This is a genomic window from Streptococcus rupicaprae (genome assembly GCF_040545225.1).
Classification (GTDB): domain Bacteria; phylum Bacillota; class Bacilli; order Lactobacillales; family Streptococcaceae; genus Streptococcus; species Streptococcus rupicaprae.
In genome coordinates this window covers 1-17,545 of record NZ_JBEPLO010000004.1, presented here as the reverse complement: position 1 = coordinate 17,545, position 17,545 = coordinate 1, and the positions used below count along the sequence as shown (strand labels likewise).

At 45.0% G+C, this 17,545-nt stretch carries 21 protein-coding genes; 4 read left to right on the top strand and 17 right to left on the bottom strand.

All coding sequences use genetic code 11. From position 1 onward, the window contains the following. Positions 1–3: 3 nt before the first annotated feature. The 4 genes from ABID29_RS02525 to ABID29_RS02510 all read left to right on the top strand — a co-directional run bounded on the left by ABID29_RS02525 (position 4) and on the right by ABID29_RS02510 (position 4,902). Positions 4–1,449 carry a sucrose-6-phosphate hydrolase gene (locus ABID29_RS02525; protein WP_354364172.1) on the top strand — a complete coding sequence of 482 codons (1,446 nt, stop codon included), beginning with the start codon at positions 4–6 and terminating at the stop codon, positions 1,447–1,449. Further along, positions 1,439–2,404: a LacI family DNA-binding transcriptional regulator gene (locus ABID29_RS02520; RefSeq protein ID WP_354364171.1), complete on the top strand. Its 966-nt coding sequence runs from the start codon at positions 1,439–1,441 to the stop codon at positions 2,402–2,404. Before ABID29_RS02525 ends, ABID29_RS02520 begins: the two co-directional genes overlap by 11 nt. A gap of 199 nt (positions 2,405–2,603) precedes the next feature. Continuing rightward, positions 2,604–4,169: an ABC transporter substrate-binding protein/permease gene (locus ABID29_RS02515; RefSeq protein ID WP_354364170.1), complete on the top strand. Its 1,566-nt coding sequence runs from the start codon at positions 2,604–2,606 to the stop codon at positions 4,167–4,169. Beyond that, positions 4,162–4,902, top strand: coding sequence for an amino acid ABC transporter ATP-binding protein (locus tag ABID29_RS02510; protein ID WP_354364169.1), 741 nt, complete (start codon positions 4,162–4,164; stop codon positions 4,900–4,902). The genes ABID29_RS02515 and ABID29_RS02510 overlap by 8 nt, the downstream gene beginning before the upstream one ends. Positions 4,903–4,951: 49 nt before the next feature. Here ABID29_RS02510 and nusB read toward each other — a convergent pair whose 3' ends face one another. The 17 genes from nusB to ABID29_RS02425 form a co-directional block, all read right to left on the bottom strand. Then, positions 4,952–5,383 carry a transcription antitermination factor NusB gene (gene nusB, locus ABID29_RS02505; protein WP_354364168.1) on the bottom strand — a complete coding sequence of 144 codons (432 nt, stop codon included), beginning with the start codon at positions 5,381–5,383 and terminating at the stop codon, positions 4,952–4,954. Beyond that, positions 5,376–5,759, bottom strand: a complete 384-nt coding sequence (locus ABID29_RS02500) for an Asp23/Gls24 family envelope stress response protein (protein WP_354364167.1) — start codon at positions 5,757–5,759, stop codon at positions 5,376–5,378. Before ABID29_RS02500 ends, nusB begins: the two co-directional genes overlap by 8 nt. Before the next feature lie 35 nt (positions 5,760–5,794). Next, a complete protein-coding gene (efp, locus tag ABID29_RS02495; protein WP_354364166.1) occupies positions 5,795–6,355 on the bottom strand; it encodes an elongation factor P in 561 nt (186 codons plus the stop codon). Positions 6,356–6,463: 108 nt separating this feature from the next. Then, positions 6,464–7,528 carry a M24 family metallopeptidase gene (locus ABID29_RS02490; protein ID WP_354364164.1) on the bottom strand — a complete coding sequence of 355 codons (1,065 nt, stop codon included), beginning with the start codon at positions 7,526–7,528 and terminating at the stop codon, positions 6,464–6,466. A gap of 117 nt (positions 7,529–7,645) precedes the next feature. After that, a complete protein-coding gene (locus ABID29_RS02485) occupies positions 7,646–8,737 on the bottom strand; it encodes a nucleotidyltransferase (protein WP_354364163.1) in 1,092 nt (363 codons plus the stop codon). Between the two features lie 81 nt (positions 8,738–8,818). After that, the gene (locus ABID29_RS02480; RefSeq protein WP_354364162.1) at positions 8,819–10,984 is read right to left on the bottom strand and encodes a KAP family P-loop NTPase fold protein; all 2,166 of its coding nucleotides are present in this window, start codon (positions 10,982–10,984) and stop codon (positions 8,819–8,821) included. 216 nt (positions 10,985–11,200) lie between these two features. After that, positions 11,201–11,329 carry a hypothetical protein gene (locus ABID29_RS02475; RefSeq protein WP_354364161.1) on the bottom strand — a complete coding sequence of 43 codons (129 nt, stop codon included), beginning with the start codon at positions 11,327–11,329 and terminating at the stop codon, positions 11,201–11,203. Between the two features lie 217 nt (positions 11,330–11,546). Beyond that, a complete protein-coding gene (locus ABID29_RS02470) occupies positions 11,547–12,287 on the bottom strand; it encodes a class I SAM-dependent DNA methyltransferase (RefSeq protein WP_354364160.1) in 741 nt (246 codons plus the stop codon). Beyond that, on the bottom strand, positions 12,287–12,682 hold the full coding sequence (locus ABID29_RS02465; protein ID WP_354364159.1) for a hypothetical protein: 396 nt from the start codon (positions 12,680–12,682) through the stop codon (positions 12,287–12,289). Before ABID29_RS02465 ends, ABID29_RS02470 begins: the two co-directional genes overlap by 1 nt. 86 nt (positions 12,683–12,768) lie before the next feature. Beyond that, a complete protein-coding gene (rsfS, locus tag ABID29_RS02460; protein WP_354364158.1) occupies positions 12,769–13,122 on the bottom strand; it encodes a ribosome silencing factor in 354 nt (117 codons plus the stop codon). Further along, positions 13,123–13,716 carry a bis(5'-nucleosyl)-tetraphosphatase (symmetrical) YqeK gene (gene yqeK, locus ABID29_RS02455; RefSeq protein WP_354364156.1) on the bottom strand — a complete coding sequence of 198 codons (594 nt, stop codon included), beginning with the start codon at positions 13,714–13,716 and terminating at the stop codon, positions 13,123–13,125. After that, entirely contained in the window at positions 13,713–14,345 is a 633-nt protein-coding gene (locus tag ABID29_RS02450) for a nicotinate-nucleotide adenylyltransferase (RefSeq protein ID WP_354364154.1), read from the bottom strand. The genes yqeK and ABID29_RS02450 overlap by 4 nt, the downstream gene beginning before the upstream one ends. 12 nt (positions 14,346–14,357) lie before the next feature. Continuing rightward, positions 14,358–14,669: a ribosome assembly RNA-binding protein YhbY gene (gene yhbY, locus ABID29_RS02445; protein ID WP_354364153.1), complete on the bottom strand. Its 312-nt coding sequence runs from the start codon at positions 14,667–14,669 to the stop codon at positions 14,358–14,360. A gap of 37 nt (positions 14,670–14,706) precedes the next feature. Then, positions 14,707–15,141, bottom strand: a complete 435-nt coding sequence (locus ABID29_RS02440) for a DUF5301 domain-containing protein (protein WP_354364151.1) — start codon at positions 15,139–15,141, stop codon at positions 14,707–14,709. A 55-nt stretch (positions 15,142–15,196) separates the two neighbouring features. Then, positions 15,197–16,306 (bottom strand): ribosome biogenesis GTPase YqeH, encoded by a 1,110-nt coding sequence (gene yqeH / locus ABID29_RS02435; protein ID WP_354364149.1) that lies wholly within the window; start codon positions 16,304–16,306, stop codon positions 15,197–15,199. A 153-nt stretch (positions 16,307–16,459) separates the two neighbouring features. Next, entirely contained in the window at positions 16,460–17,047 is a 588-nt protein-coding gene (locus ABID29_RS02430; RefSeq protein ID WP_354364148.1) for a YqeG family HAD IIIA-type phosphatase, read from the bottom strand. Between the two features lie 143 nt (positions 17,048–17,190). Further along, positions 17,191–17,545 (bottom strand): ISAs1 family transposase (locus ABID29_RS02425; RefSeq protein ID WP_354364147.1); only part of this gene is annotated, 355 nt, incomplete at its 5' end.

Sequence of the window (17,545 nt, the reverse complement as noted above, 5' to 3'; positions counted from 1 at the left end):
AAAATGCCTTTTGATAGTAACTTGCGTTACCGCCCTTATGCAGACTGGACTGCTGAGGAGATTCAAACCATTGAAGCCAATGTCGCTAGATCCCCTTGGCGATCCACTTTGCATATCGAACCCCAGCGTGGCCTGCTCAATGACCCTAATGGTTTTTCCTATTTCAACGGTCAGTTCCATCTCTTTTACCAGTGGTTTCCTTTTGGAGCTGCACACGGTTTAAAATCTTGGTTCCATACGGTTTCAGATGATCTAGTCCACTTTAAAGAGACTGGTACAGTCTTGCTTCCTGACCATCCATTGGACACTCACGGCATGTATTCTGGCTCTGCCATGCAAATGGATGACCAGCTCTTTATCTTCTATACTGGCAATTGTCGAGATGCTGAATGGATCCGCCACCCTTATCAAAATGGGGCTTTGATGGCAGCAAACGGAGATCTGGTCAAATTCGATAAGCCCCTCATCACCCAGCCGACAGATGCGACCGATCATTTTCGAGATCCACAAATCTTCGACTACAAGGGCCAGTACTACGCCATTATCGGTGGCCAGGATTTAGAGAAAAAGGGGATGATCAAGCTTTATAAGGCAGTCAATAACGACTATAAGCAGTGGGAAGAAATGGGCAACTTGGATTTCGCCAATGACCGCACGGCCTATATGATGGAGTGCCCTAACCTGGTCTTTATCAATGACCAACCCATCCTCCTCTACTGCCCGCAAGGCCTTGATAAATCGGTCTTTGGCTACGATAATATCTACCCGAACCTCTACAAGATCGGTCAGGGATTTGATCCTGATCAAGTAGCCATACTAAAGCCTTCCGAATTGCAAAATCTGGATTATGGCTTTGAGTGCTACGCTACCCAAGCCTTCAACAGCCCAGATGGCCGCGTCCTTAGTGTCAGCTGGTTGGGCTTGCCTGATGTAGAGTACCCAACGGATCACTTTGATCACCAAGGTGTTCTCTCCCTCGTAAAAGAATTGACTCTTAAAGAGGGTAAACTCTACCAATACCCTGTCGAGGCGCTCAAAAACCTTCGCCAGGAACCCGTAGACTTAAGAGATATGTCAGAAACAGACAACGTCTACGAACTAGAGCTTACCATCCCAGCCAACAGCAACAGCGAACTTGTCCTGCTAGCTGACCAAGCTAATCGTGGTCTTCGTCTTGAGGTTGATACAAAAAACGGCCTTCTGACTCTTGATCGTAGCCAAGCAGGTGAACAGTACGCCTTGGAATTCGGACAGACACGTGAATGTCCGATTGCAAAAACTGAAACCACCCTCAATATTTTCATTGACAAATCCATCTTCGAAATTTTCATCAATAAAGGAGAAAAAGTCCTCTCAGGCCGCGTCTTCCCTAATGCCGATCAATCTGGCATACGTTTGACAGCTGGTTCGATTTCAGGAACTTATTACGCATTACACCATGGTCGCTAAACTTACTGATGTTGCCCGCCTAGCGGGCGTTAGCCCCACTACCGTCTCTCGTGTCATCAACAAAAAGGGCTACCTATCCGAACAAACCATTCGCAAGGTGGAAGAAGCCATGCGGGAACTTTCTTATAAACCGAATAATCTTGCTAGAAGTTTACAAGGCAAATCCGCTAAGCTAGTCGGTCTCATCTTTCCAAAGCTCTCTAACGTCTTCTATGCTGAGCTGATTGAGCACTTAGAGCTCGAACTGTTTGAGCGTGGCTACAAAACCATTATTTGCAACAGCCAAAATGAACCCGAAAAAGAAAAAGAATACTTGGAAATGTTAGAGGCTAATCAAGTTGATGGCATTATTTCTTCTAGCCATAACCTAGGCATCTCAGATTATGAGCGGGTCTCTGCTCCTATCATCTCCTTTGACCGCAATTTATCTCCCAGCATCCCTGTCGTATCATCAGACAATTTTAAGGGCGGGCAATTAGCGGCGCAATCTCTCAAACGTTCAGGTTGTTTAAACCCACTCATGATCACTGGAAACGACGACTCCAACTCACCGACAGGTCTTAGACAGGCAGGGTTTTCTACGATTTTTCCAGACGCACCTATCATCAATGTCTCTAGCGACTTTTCACCTGTGCGCAAGGAAATGGAAATCCAGACCATCCTCCGAAAGCACCAGCCAGATGGCGTCTTCACTTCCGACGATTTGACTGCTATTCTGGTCAAAAAAATCGCCAGGGAGCTGGAGTTACAGATTCCTGATCAATTAAAACTTATCGGTTATGATGGCAGCTATTTCGTAGAGACTTATTACCCTCAGCTGACAACGATCAAACAGCCCATCGTCGAAATGGCAAAACTGATGGTCGAACTATTGATTCAACGCATTGAAGGCCAGGAACTCAGGGAGATGAATTACGTCCTTCCTATCCAGCTCTCTCCAGGCAGTACCCTATAAAGTGATTTTCAACTAGAGGAGGCAAGTCACTTGTCCCCTCTAGTTTTTCTAGTGTGTCAAGCAAGGCTCTCCAGTCAGCCTCTCTGACCTGACTTGACAATAAGTCTTTCTTTTTAAATTTTACCATCGAATTCATTGCAAATTTTTAGAATTTTTTGTAGAATGAGAAGAATTGAAAAATATCTAACAAGGAGAACATATGAAAAAATCCCCCTTACTCCTGTTGGTCTTCCTAATGAGCCTGTTTGGCTTTTCTGGGATAGCCCATGCAGATGAAAACGTCCTGCGTGTCGGTATGGAAGCCGCCTACGCTCCCTTCAACTGGACCCAAGATGACGACAGCAATGGTGCTGTGCTGATTGAAGGAACCAGTCAATACGCCAACGGCTATGATGTCCAAGTGGCTAAAAAAATTGCCGATAAGATGGACAAAGAATTAGTCATCGTTAAGACTTCTTGGTCTGGCTTGATTCCAGCCCTTACTTCCGGGAAAATCGATCTCATCATTGCCGGTATGAGTCCCACTGAAGAACGTAAACTGGAGATTGACTTTTCCGATAGTTACTACACCTCTGAGCCTGTCTTAGTGGTCCGTTCTGATAGTTCTTATGCTAATGCTAGCACTTTAGCTGAGTTTTCAGGCGCTAAAGTCACCTCCCAGCAAGGCGTCTATCTTTATAACCTGATCAGCCAAATTGAAGGCGTTGCCCAGCAGACTGCCATGGGAGATTTTGCCCAGATGCGCCAAGCCCTCCAATCTGGAGTCATTGATGCCTATGTTTCAGAGCGCCCAGACGGTATTTCTGCCCAGATGGCTTCTAAAGACTTTAAAATGATTTCCTTAAAGGAAGGCTTTGAAGTCAGCGAATCCGATGTTGCTATCGCCATCGGAATGCGAAAAGGTGACAGCAATTTACCGCTGGTCAATGACGTTCTGGCTGACTTTTCATCCGAAGAACAGACCAAACTCATGGACAGCATGATTCCTTTGCAACCTGTCGCTGAAGATAACGATGCTAAGCCGTCCTTCCTAGGGCAAGCTCTAAGCATCCTGACCAACAACTGGAAAACCCTATTGACAGGGGCTGGCATGACCCTGCTCATCTCTATCATCGGGACAGTCGTCGGGACCCTGATTGGTTTAGCCATTGGTGTCTTTCGTACTGCACCCAAGGCCACGAATAGAGCGCTAGCCATTCTCCAAAAAATCGTGAGCTGGTTGATCAACATCTATATCGAGGTCTTCCGTGGCACGCCGATGATCGTTCAGTCCATGGTTATCTACTACGGAACAGCCCAGGCCTTTGGCCTCAACCTCGACCGTACACTAGCGGCAATCTTTATCGTTTCGATTAATACGGGTGCCTACATGAGCGAAATTGTCCGCGGAGGTATCCACGCAGTTGATAAGGGACAATTTGAAGCGGCCACAGCCCTCGGCATGACCCATAACCAGACCATGCAGAAGGTTGTTCTACCACAGGTCATCCGCAATATCTTGCCAGCGACTGGTAACGAGTTTGTCATCAATATCAAGGACACTTCTGTCTTGAATGTCATCTCCGTGGTCGAGCTCTATTTCTCAGGAAATACCATCGCAACACAAACCTACCAGTACTTCCAAACGTTCACGGTCATCGCGGTCATCTACTTCATCTTGACCTTTACCGTAACCCGTATCCTGCGTGCTGTGGAAAAACAGTTTGACACCGACCACTACACTACTGGAGCCAATCAAATGCAAGTGGAGGTTGTACATGACTAATACTATTTTAGAACTTAAAAATCTCAAAAAATCTTACGGCAACAACCAAGTCCTCAAGGATATTTCCCTGACGGTTGAACAGGGGGAAGTGATTTCAATCATCGGTTCTTCCGGCTCAGGAAAATCCACCCTGCTCAGATCCATCAATTTATTGGAAATCCCGACAGGTGGAGAGATCCTTTTTCACGGGCAAAATATCATGAACAAGGGGTTTGAGCTAACTGCTTACCGCGAGAAGGTCGGCATGGTTTTCCAATCCTTCAACCTCTTTGACAATCTCAATGTCCTAGAAAACACCATCGTCGCCCAGACCACCGTCCTCAAACGCGATCGCTCTGAAGCCGAAGCCATTGCCAAGGCTAACCTTGAAAAGGTCGGCATGGGCGAACAGTATTGGCTGGCCAAGCCTAAACAACTCTCAGGTGGCCAGAAGCAACGGGTAGCCATCGCCCGCGCCCTCTCTGTTGACCCGGAGTGTATCCTCTTTGACGAACCGACTTCCGCCCTTGATCCAGAAATGGTCGGCGAAGTCCTCAAAACTATGAAAGACCTGGCAGACTCAGGCCTGACCATGATCATCGTGACCCACGAGATGGCTTTTGCCAAGGAAGTCTCAGACCGTGTTATCTTCATGGATCAAGGCGTCATTGCAGAAGCCGGCACACCCGAGCAAATCTTTGAAAACCCTCAAGAAGAACGCACCAAAGCTTTCTTACAACGCTTTTTAGGATAGAACGAAACAGACCTGCCATCTTTCATGCAGGTCTGTTTTATCTTTTCGTTTAATTTTCTGTCACAAACTGAGTCAAAACACCATTGATAAAACGGGCTGACTGTTGATCTGAAAAAGTCTTCGCAAGCTCAATGGCTTCATTGACGGCTACCTTGGCAGGCGTTTCATCTAGGAAGTTTAGTTCAAAGAGTCCTAAGCGCAGAATGGTCTTGTCCACCAAGTTCAAACGGTCCAAGGTCCAGCCTGCCTTTAATTTTGGACCCAACAGCTGATCCAATTCTGATTGGTGACTGGTCACGCCTTGAATTAAATTCAACATAAAGAGCGGCAAATCCTGCTGACCAAGGCCCTCTGTCTGCTCATCATCCTCGTGAGCATAGGCAAACTGAGCCGCTTGGAGACTTTCTGAGCCAAATTCCATGGCCAAAAGAGCCTGAAAGGCTTTTTCACGCAGCTGACGGCGGGAGTAAGTCTTAGTCATCGAGGAAATCCTCATTGAACAAATCCTTCAAGTCAGGCTTTGGTGTCTTGTCAGGAGCAATTCCAATCACGTGGATATTAACACTGTCAATACTCACATCCGCATAGTTGTACACAGCTGTTTTAACCGCCTTTTGAATCTCCATGGCTACTGTCGGAACGCTAATACCGTACTCCAAGTAAACGTAGATATCGGCTGTGATCACACCTTCATCATCTGTATGAAGGTAGACACCACGGCCCTTGCTGGTCTTGATGAAGCCATCTGATACCGCCTTATTGCGCAGGGCATACACACCATCCACCTTGGCAGCCGCAATCCCAGTAATCACCTCCAACACACGAGGAGCAATAACGATTTCACCTAAGTTTTCCATCGTAAATTCCTTTCTATCCTTACTAGAGGCTAGGCCTAAGCGCGAGAGACGTAAGTCCCTTCTGCGGTATTAACAATTAATTTTTGGCCGATCTCAATAAAGTCAGGCACGTTAACCACCAGGCCTGTTTCCAAGGTTGCTGGCTTACCAGAACCTGTCACAGTCGCACCCTTGATAGACGGTTGAGTGTCCACAACCGTCAATTCAACGGTTGTCGGTACCGTTACCCCGATCACTTCTGTGCCAAAGAATTGGATTTTGACTTCAGCATTTTCAAGGATATACTTCAATTCTTCTTCGACATTGGCAACTGGAATCTCATACTGTTCGTAAGACTCTGTGTCCATGAAGAAAGCAATGTCATCCATTTGGTACAGGTAGGTCGCCGGACGTGTCTCGATAATCGCCTGTTCAAATTTTTCATCTGGACGGTAAGTCGTATCAAAGGTCGAACCTGTACGCACGTCACGCAACTTCATCCGCATGATAGTATTTCCCTTACCAGGTTTGTGGTGACTAGCTTCCAAAACACGGAGCAGACGTCCTTCGTCTGTTGTAAAAGTCATTCCAGCTCTTAATTTACTTGCATCTACCATTTCGTTTATTACCTCTTTTATTTTAAATAGTTACAGTTTATTCTATCACAAATCGCCCGATTACTCAAATAGGGCTTGCTTTTTTTGAAAAATTCCCAGCCTAGATGGTTAGACAGAGAGAACGATCAATTCCTTAGGAGCCGTAGTCAAGACCTGGCAACCTGTCTCTGTGATCAGGAGGTCATCTTCGATGCGGACGCCGTATTTGCCATCTAAATAAATCCCTGGTTCATCTGTCACCACCATGCCTGCTTGAAGCGTGTCCAGCGTCTTTGTGAAGAAGGGCACTTCATGAACATCCAGCCCCATTCCGTGGCCAATTCCATGCGTGAAGTTAGGGCCATAACCTTTGTTCTCAATAACTTGGCGAGGAATGCCATCGTAGTCTATGTAGGTCATTCCAGCCTTAGCTTGATCAATTAAGGCTTGATTGGCTGCTAGAGTAATCGCATAAATTTCCCGTTCTTCATCGGTCACATGCCCGACATGGATAGTCCGTGTCATATCAGAAGCATAATGATCATAGTAACAGCCAAAATCCAAGGTCAAGGAATCTCCCCGCTCAATCACCTTGTCGCTAGCTCTGCCATGAGGCATGGCCGAACGATAGCCAGACGCTGCAATGGTATCAAAAGAAACCCCAGAAGCCCCTAGTTCTCTCATCCTAAAATCCAGGAAATTAGCCACTTCAAGTTCGGTCTTGCCTGGCTTGATAAAATCGAGGGCATCTATAAAAGCTTGGTCAGAGATTTGACAGGCGCGCTGAATGGTCGCAATCTCGACCTCATCCTTGATCATGCGCAGTTTCTCCACCAAGTTTGTTTGGGCAACCAAGTCATAGCCTTCCAAAGCAAGCACCAGTCCCTGATAAAACCCATAGCTTATCGTGTCCTCAAAGCCTATCCGCTCCAAACCATCCGCCTGAATCAGCTGAGCGATCTCACTCAAGGCCGTCCGACTGCTGATGACATCGCAGCCCTGAACCACCTGTTTAGCAATCAAGGCATAGCGGTCATCCGTCACAAAGAGACTACGCTTTTGACTGACAAACAAGGTCCCAGCGGATCCCCAAAAACCTGTTAGGTAATAAATATTATGCAGGTCGGTGATAAGAACCGCATCCAAGGCTTGCTCCTCTAACCGTCCGACCAAAGCTTCTAATCGTTTTTCCATACTGTCCTCCTCTTTCAACGGATACCCTATTATATCACAAGGGCGACGAGAAAAAGAAGGAGAACTTAGCATTCTCCTTCTAATCCTGATTTTCCTGAGAGGTTATAGACGATTTCTCTAGGTTGATCTGATTGGCACCCGCCCCCAGTTTTGCTCCTTGAGAGCTGGGTGTCCTAGCTGGTAGACCTGATCGGCTTGCTGGGTGAGAGCGTCCCAAGGCTCTTTTCCGATACGTGTGACGAGTTCTACCTGCCCCTTTATCCGAGACAGGTGAGCTTGCCCAGCGGGGCTAAAGCCCAAGACCCGCACCGCAGACGGCAGCTCCGCTTCTGTCGCATTGACAAGGATATAGGTCAGCACCCGTCGCACCCGCGCCTTGGTGTAGCGTTTAGTCGCAACACGTGCGATGAGTTCGTCAATGGTTTGGCTATCGCCAATAGCAGAGCGAATACGGCTGGCTAGCTCTGCATTGACCTGATAGAGGCCTGTCAGGTTTGGATGGGTCAGGATCTGATAGCGGAGCAGGGGGAAATAAGCTTCCCAGGAGACCTGCGGTGAGGAGAGCAGGAGGTCAGCCGCCGGGCTGACCCTGCGGACAAAGTCGCCATCTGCGATGTGCTTGCGGATGGCTGTTGCTGACGCATACTGCTCTGCCATTTCCTTCGAGTGAAAGCCTGCTCCCTGCCGAGCGATAGGGCAAAGGGCAATCCCTGTCCCAGCTGCCGCCTTGGCATAGGCCAGCGCCAAAATGTGGTTGGGCGTCTCACCCGTGAAGGTCAGTCCCGTAAAGGTCTGCCACATGGCCTGCGCCTTTTCAGGGTAAGACAGGTGGTCGGGCAGGCGCGAGAGAAACGCCTCCATCTCCTCTGCCCGCTGGGCGTAGGTGTCCGCAATCAGCTGGTAGTCCATGACCGCCTCCGTCCCAAAGACCAGCTGGTCAATCCCCAGCCGCCGCAGGATGTCCACTGCGCCTTTGGCAAAGTAGTCCGCCGACTGGACAGACACCAGAAAAGGCAACTCGACCACGATGTCCGCCCCATGCTCCAGCGCCATCTGGCTTCTCGTCCACTTGTCCACAATAGCGGGCTCTCCCCGCTGGACAAAGTTACCAGACATGGCCACAATTTTGAGCCCTTCTGCCTGGTCTAAAAGATACTTGTGCCCATTATGAAAGGGATTAAACTCTGCGATAATACCTGTTGTGGTCATGGAAAGCCTTTCTAGATGTTTTATCGTTTAATTTTTAGATGATATGACGGCTGTAATTCCTTATTTTTGTTAAGGTTATATTCACTTTTCGGTTTGCCACCTCTTTACAAGTTCCATAGCCTCCTGCTCATTAGCATGTCCTATATCATCCTTATGGTGATTCAAAACGAATGAAGCCAATTTAATCTGTTCAATTTCAGTAAACTCATCTAATTTGTTCTTATCAAAACCCTGAATTAAATTATAAATTTCATCTTGAGAAATATATTCCGAATAGTATTTCAAATCGAAACTCCATCCATTTCCATTAGTCCCGGTCCACCGTCCTGCTAGTCCACAAATAAATTTAAGCTTATTCACTACATTTTTAAACAAACCGTCTAAATAAGACTTCGCTCCGTCTTGATCAAAACACTGCCACAAATAAAAAATAATATAAATGTTCGACATATTCAAAAGTGAGACAGAGTTTGCAATTTCACTGATTCTACTAACATACATTTTCTCGATTTCTTCAAGATGAGGTAGAGTAATAAGCTGGTTCTCTTGTTTTTCTGAATTTCCTGCTAATCTTCCATAGGCAAGCTCTATCCTATTAATGATTGTAGCCAAGAGGCCAGCACTAGACACATCCATATTTTTCACAGCAGAACAAATAAAACTAAATCTTTCTTCCTCTGTTTCAAGCCTGTCTATTATATGGCATACAAGATACTCAGCCTTACTCTTTGTAGATATTCTGAAAAGGACTTTTTGCTCCTCACCTTTAAATTCACCCTGTAAATTAATGATGACTGAAGCTAGTATTGTTAAGCGATTATAAGGAATTTCATCAACCAACGACTTTAATTCTTCAATAAAATAAGCAATATTTCCCTCTTGATTGATTTTTAAAATAACTTCTTTTAATTCAGTAGAATCAAATTCATGTATGCATTGATTAACTGTATTTCTAGAAACTTTAATATCATCTAAATCAAACATAAAGTATAGTTCAAATCTTCCTTCTTCTCTAGCTCTCATCTTACCTCTTGCATCTGAATAGGAATGATAACCATATTGATGCTCTTTGACAGCATTAGCAAAAACAGGAAACAGAGTTGAAACACAACTTATTGCTAAATCAGGATTTATACCTAATCTTTCAAACTCATCATGATAAAATTTTCTATAATCTAATTTATTACTATATGAAAAACTATACGCAAAGCCTCCGCAAACAGCTTCTTTATTGCTAGCAATCCACTTATATAACTCTGGTTCTAGTACCTCTAACGTTGTAATTGCTATCATATCTTCAAAGGAAGTTTCTTGATATACCAAACCATACCTAAACTGAAATGTATTTACTACTCGATTCACATCTCTTAAAGTGTAGATAAATGGTTCTATGCAATTTCTAAAAACATTATTCCAATAACTCTCGTCCCATTCTACTTTATCAGGAAGATTATTAATAACCCGATCAAGTTTAGAGAAAAATATATCATGTAATTTTGATTTTCTTAGTTCTGGTAATTCAAATGGTATTTGAATAATTTTCTCTAAATATTCATTTCCATCTATATTATGAACTTCTGTTAAAGCACTACGGACAACATCTCTATCCATGGCTAATACATATATGACATTGGAAAAATCAGCAACTTGTTTTACTAATTGAAAAATATCTCTAATCTGTGAGTTAGTCAGTCTATCTATATCATCAATTACAATAATGATTTTCTTGTTAGCATCGACCAAAGCCCGTTCTAGATTCTCTCGAGCTTGAACTAAATCAATATTTTGCATCAGATTAGCACCTTTGGCCTGAGCTATAGTTTTTAATATTGCAGCTACGCCTGACCCTACTAATGGAATCATAGATAATGCATCAAAAGCACCCGAATAATCACTTAATGCCTTACCAACTTTCTTCTTCAATTGTTCATTATCTTGAACATCTATTTTGTTTTTTAAACTTTGAAAAAATAAACTGATAAGATTATCTTTATCAGAGTAATTCCATGGGGCAAACCTCATAATTATCGGCTTATTTTCATCTTTCTCAGAAAGTTTAAGAATTTCATTTTCTGCAATATTAATAACGGAAGTCTTACCAGTTCCCCATTTACCAAACAAACCTATTACCAATCCGTCTTTTCCACTATACTCATAGATTGCTTTTCCCAATTGTTTTGAAAATGAGGCTCTACCTAATAAATCATCTTTTGCTGTATGAATCGGTTTATCTGTATTATAATCCATATTTATACTCCTATTTTTATTCGTTATGGAATAATATTTCCCTTATCTAATAATTAGATAATTCATTAGAATTAATAACTTAATTAAGTTAAATTACTATAATCTCTCAATACACGATTAACTCTTACACCTTACACATTAATATAACTCCATTATACCACAAAAAGCCCTTGGTTTAGGGCTTTTATCCTATTCATAACTACTGATAACTTTTTCTTACCTCTCCTCTAAAAACTGATGAAAGAGTTGAAAGAACAAGGTCAAGGCATGGGCATCATCCATTGCACGAAGGGCAATGAGCTTATCCCATGGAAATAAGGCACGTCGTATTCCTTCTGTAACCATGTTGTAAAGTCCTGTAGCACATTTCTATCGCTATCTTTCTCCTCAGGCCTTTCTAGTAGTTCTCGAAAAGTCCAACCATCAAGAAAAGAGCGCAGTCGCATTAAACTATTACCTCCCAAGTACATAGGAGGGCGCTGCTCAATTAAGAGAATGAGATCAATCATTGATGTAATCTCTGGGAGCGAGGGCTTTGAAACATATTCTGTCATCTGACCACCTACTTCCTCCCCACAAAAAACCATCGTCTGCTGGTATCGGTCAGCTCCTTGTCTTCAAAATCGGCATAGACCTTAACATCTTTAAAACCTGCTTGCTCCAACAGAATATCGTAGGTCAAGAGTTCGTAGGTGCGTTCTTCGTGAATCTCATCGTAGCGGGTAAAGCGTCCGTCCTCGTCCTTGATGAAAAAGGTCAACTCATGGACCACCGAGTGCGGCGCCTCATCTTCATAGATATCCCAAACCATAGCAAAATCCTCTGCATTTTCATGATGGGAATAGCCCGGAAAAATCTCGTCCGTCTGATAGGTCGAGTGAACATCAAAAATAAAGGTGCCACCGTCATTGAGGTGCTCATAAACCTGAGCGAAGACATCACCCATCTCCACCTCGTCCGCCAGATAGCAGAGGCTGTCCGAGTAGCAGGTCACCATATCAAACCTCCCCACACCGCTCAAGTCCAGCATATTGCCCGCCACAAAGTCAACGGCAACCTTGGCAGAGGACGCCCGCCGTTTTGCGACCGCAAGCATCTCCTCACTCAAGTCCAAGCCCGTCACCTCAAAGCCCGCTTGTGCGAACCGCACCGACTGGATGCCCGTCCCACAGGCCAGCTCCAGCAGTTTGGCTCCCTTTGGTTTTTTAGGGAAATGGCGGAGCGAAAAGTCCGTCCAGAGATCATAGAGCGAATCGTCCATGATGGCATCATAGACCGATGCAAATGTTTCGTAGTTTTTCATCAGTTTTTCCTATAAAATTTTTCTATTTGTTCTTTGTTATAAGCTAACATGTCATCAATACTGTCCAACTCAAAAAATACTTCTTCATTAATTTTTAAAATGATGATATCGCCTGACACATACAAATTTTCTAGTAGGATATGCTTACTATCTGTTGAAATCCCTAATTTATAGTACTTATTAACAATATCAGACTCATCCCTCCCCTTATTTGTAATTCTTGTAGGGTTCGTTTTATCTGTGATTTTTTGGTGGACTTTTTTCTGAACCAGAAGTAAATTTTTCCCATTGTGAATCTCAGATTTATTCAGTTTTTTATAACTTGTATACTCACTTTTTTCAATAATATGATGAACCTCATACTCATATGGTTTACTTCCAAATTCTTCTTTCAAATTAGGATTATATTTGAAAAAATTATCTCTCTACTGACTCATGCTTTCCTTTCCACAAAAACCTTGCCATCGGCAAGGTTTGTCTCTCACGCCAAATATTCTGCCACATCCACCATTGGGGCTTCATGCCAGAGTTTTTCGAGGTTGTAGTGGACACGGTCATCGTCGCTAAAGATGTGGACGATGACGTCATTGAGGTCTATTAGCACCCAGCCCCCTTTGCTGTCACCTTCGATGTGGCTGGCATCATGCCCAGCCTCCTTCACCTTTTCACGGATATTATCCGCTAGGGCTTCCAGCTGGCGAGAGTTGGTCGCTGTCATGATGACAAAATAGTCCGTCATGCTGGTCAAACCCGCCAAGTCCAGCACTACAATATCCTCTGCCCGCTTTTCATCAGCGGCTTTCACAATCACTTCTACTAATGTTTCTTTCGTCATTTATTCCTCTTTCAAATAGTGTATATAAGCATTATAGGTCTCTAAAGTCTGGGGATAGATGGGAATGCCCTTGTGAGCCAAGTGTTCGATCGTTCTCGCTGTTTCGTAGGCAACAGCCTTGTTAAGGTCTTCTGCTGCTAGCTGGCGAGCAGTCTCCACACCTGGGAAGTCTCTGCCTGGTTCGATATAGTCAGCGACGTAGAGGACCTTATCAAGGAGTGTCATCTCACTTGCCCCGACGGTGTGACGGGCGATGGCGGTCAAAATCTCCTCGTCTGTCAGTCCAAACTGCTCTGTGATCAAGTAGCGTCCGACCAAACCATGCCAGACGTTGTTGCCCCAAGTTTTGAGGGCTGGGTCCAGCTGGTAACGGTCAATGAGGTCAAGAAAAACGCTATCTGGTTGCTCCTTGGCATAGTCGTGCAGGAGTGCCGCAAGACTGGCCTTAACAGGGTCGCAAGCGTAGCGATCGGCGAGCTCCAAAGCAGCCTTCTCCACGCCTAAGACATGGCGGAAACGCTTCTCGCTCATCTGCTCTGCTATTTCCCCCAGTAATTCCTCACGTGATAAGGTGAGATAGGCGTCGTATCTCATAGGTAGAGCCCCTTTTCTTCGATATAATCTAGCACCTCATGTGGCAACATAAAGTTAGGTGTTCTGCCTTGTTTGATAAAGTCGCGCACCATACTAGAAGAAATGTCCATAAGCGGTACATCGACCCAGATGATAGGGTATGATGTTCCTGCCTTATAGCGTGGACGCTGTACGCCGACAAACTGTACCAACTGCATCAACTCATCAATCCGATGCCATTTTGGCAGATACTCAACCATATCCCCACCTATGATAAAGTAATAATCCGCATCCGGATGCTGCTCCTTGAGCAACTTCATGGTGTCATAGGTATAAGAAATGCCCTTGCGCTCTAGCTCAATCGTCTCGATACTCAGTCCTTCAATGCCAGCAATGGCACGCTTGAGCATCTCTAGGCGATGCGCCTCATTAATCGTTTCCTTCTTATCCACATGGGGCGGTGTGAATTCCGGCATCAGATAGACCTTGTCCAAATTCAGTTGTTGGCGTACCTGATCTGCCACCAACAAATGCGCATTGTGGACAGGGTTAAAATTCCCCCCCAGAATACCGATCTGCTGGCGATCCGTTGGTTTTTCTTCTGTTTGTAATTCGACCTTGGTAAAGGGGGTCAACAGTTCAATAGCCATGCGTGTCCTCTCTTAGATGTCCCTAACTTTGACAGACAGTTTACGGTTTTCCTTCTTAGCCGATTTCTTGAAAAGAATCAAGATACGACCGATTTTTTGAACCGTCTCAAGGCCGATCTCCTCTTCCAGGATTTCCGCCACCTCGTGGATATTCTCATCCGTATTTTGCAAGAGGGTCACCTTGATCAGCTCGCGCGCGTCTAGCGCCTGACGAATGCTGGTCTTGATCTGGTCGTTGAGGCCGTTTTTCCCGATTTGCACGATAGGTTTCAGACTATGCGCCTGACTGCTTAAAAAAGCACGTTGTTTAGATGTTAATGTCATCGTTTCTCTTTTCTTTTTTGGGGCATAGCAGAGCTGCTTAGTCTCGGTCTGCCAGCCAGTTTTCTATAGGGTGTTGGAGCTTGTAGATCCCTGTGTAGGGTTGCTCCAGATAGGTAGTTCCTGCCTTCGGATACAGGTAGGCGACAGACTTGCTTTCGCCATCTTTGAATGCAAAATCCAACCGCACATACCGCTGTCCATAAGGGACATCATTGACGGACGCCTCCTTGGTCTTGTTGGCCTGAGACAGGTAATCAAGCAGGGAGGCTATCTCAGCAGGGCCGCTAATTTCCAAGGAGTGATCTTCTGTCACCAGGTAGGCCTTAGCTCCTGTAGTTGACAGAGCGATGGACTGCAGCTGGTCCGCAGGCGGAAGGCTAGGGGCAGGCCCTGAGGCCGAACCACTCCAATACCAGAAGACGAGTCCCAGCAAGACTAAGCCTAAACTTACAAGTGTTACTAACTTTTTCATATCTGGTTTCCTTTCACCTCCTTACAAGCGCTTCTCCTATCTCCTAGAGACAGACCTAAATGATGGCTTTTCGAATCACCACATCCACTCCCTTGGGTGCCCAGGCCGCAATGATAGCAGGACCACTCACCCGGATCCAACCCAGACCTGAAAAGACCACATCTGTCTTGTCCTTGATGGTAAATTCATGGCAGACCAATGGTGGCAAAGCAACCGCTTCTTGCTGATTAGGGGGTTGCAGGAGATCTCCGACATGCTTGGCATAAAAATCTGTCGCCCCATCCAATTTGGTACGATGCAACGCCAGTTCATTGTCAAAATAAGCCGTAAACCCTTGCTTTTCCCCTGAAATGAAATCAAAACGTCCCAAACCACCTAAAAAAAGCGTCTGCTCAGGATTGAGCTGGTAGGTTTTTGGCTTGATTTCCTTACGAGGCGAAACGTATTTGAGGTTTTTAGCGCTCAGGTAATGCGCCATTTGATGGCGGTGGATAATCCCTGGTGTGTCATAGATAAAGCTACCATCATCCAAAGGAATCTCAATCTTGTCCAAGGTCGTGCCTGGAAAACGGGAAGTAGTGATGACGTCCTTGTCCCCTGTCACTTCTTGGATAATGGCATTGATCAAGGTTGACTTGCCGACATTGGTCACACCGACAACGTAGACATCACGACCCCTGCGGTAATCTTCAATCTTGGACATCAATTCCTTCAGGCTGGCTTTTTTCTGGGCGCTGGTCAATATCACATCGACCGGTCGCAGGCCAACTTCATGGGCTCTTTCCGTCAACCACTGGGTGACCTTGCTGGTCTTGACAGACTTGGGCAGGATATCCTGCTTGTTGCCAACAAGAAGGACATCATTGCCCGAAACAAAGCGTGACAAACCTGGAATCACCGACCCGTTAAAGTCAAAAATATCCACCACATTGACCACCAGAGCATCGCTATCACCGACCTCATGGAGCAGTCTGGTAAATTCATCGTCTGTGATGCTGACATCTGTGATATCGTTGTAGTGACGCAGGCGGAAACAACGCTGGCAATAAACCTGCCCTGTCTCTAAGCCCTTGTCCAAAGCAGATTGGGGGGTAAATCCAACCGCCTCTTTATCCCTTGTCTGAATGACTGCACCGCAGCCAATGCATTGTAATGTGTCGTTCATTTATGCTTACTTTCTAAAACATTTGTATAAGCTCTGCGCCCCATATTTGCCAAAAGACTGCCTAGGAAAACGGCACAAATATAAGGCCCAAAGCGATAGGGCAAGTTCAACAACCCAAAAATCAGTCCAAAGCTCACAAGAAAAGCCGCAAGACTAATCAGCAGTTTCGTCAGAAAGGTCATCTGATCCCCCTAAGAGACTTCTGCTATACATCAACTGTCCGTATAAGGCTTCCATTTTTTTCAAGACACGGCGCTCTCTCCAGCGATTGATCTTGGTCTTCTTAGAATCCGTCTGGACCAGGGGCCTAACCAAGATGGAACGAATGCCTGCTCGGTGCGCCGCACGGATATCCGTCATCAATTGGTCGCCGACCATGACAACCTCTTCTGGTTTGATATCGAAACGCTGCATGGCCTTTTTGATTCCGATGTTAAAAGGCTTCATGGACCAAGGTACAAAAGGAATGTCCAGTTGCTCAACAGCGCGACGAACCCGCTCCCTTGTATTGTTGGAAACAACAACGACCTTGATGCCTGCATCTCGCATGTCATGGAGCCACTGCTTCATCTCAGGTGTTCCATCTGGATTATCCCAGGCGATTAAGGTATTATCTAAGTCGACAAGGACAGCGCGGATGCCATGTTTTTCTAAATCTTCTACTTTAAGGTCATAAACCGCTTCAAGCGCAAAGGTTGGTCTGTATTTTTCCACTACTTCAACATTCTCCAAACTATTCATTCCCTTTTATTTTACCACAAAATAGGATGAAAAGACAGTACAGCCGTACTGAATCACACGCCGTACGCATGAAAACTTTCTCTTCCTCCTTTTGTGCCCTGACATCAATTTTGAAAAAATAGCTGTTTAAATCAATCCTCTGCTTAACCTCTTTTTCCAAATAATTGGACTAAATAATCTTCCAAATGGACAGAAATATACCGTTGTTTGCGGCGATAACTGAGATCTTTTTTAGGAAATACCATCACCTTTAGAAAATATAAGCACATTTTTCGGATAAGATTTAGATTAAATGCTGCTCTTTTATCCAATGTCTGATGATGATCTTCACGATAAACAACATCCAATAACCAGTGCATACTTTCTACAGACCTATGACCTCGTACACTATTGGCAAATGTACTGACATCTGGCTTAAAGCTAAAGATAAAATAACGATTCTCTTGACTCAACTGACCATCCTTATCAATCGTATGACGAGTCATCCCAATACCACGT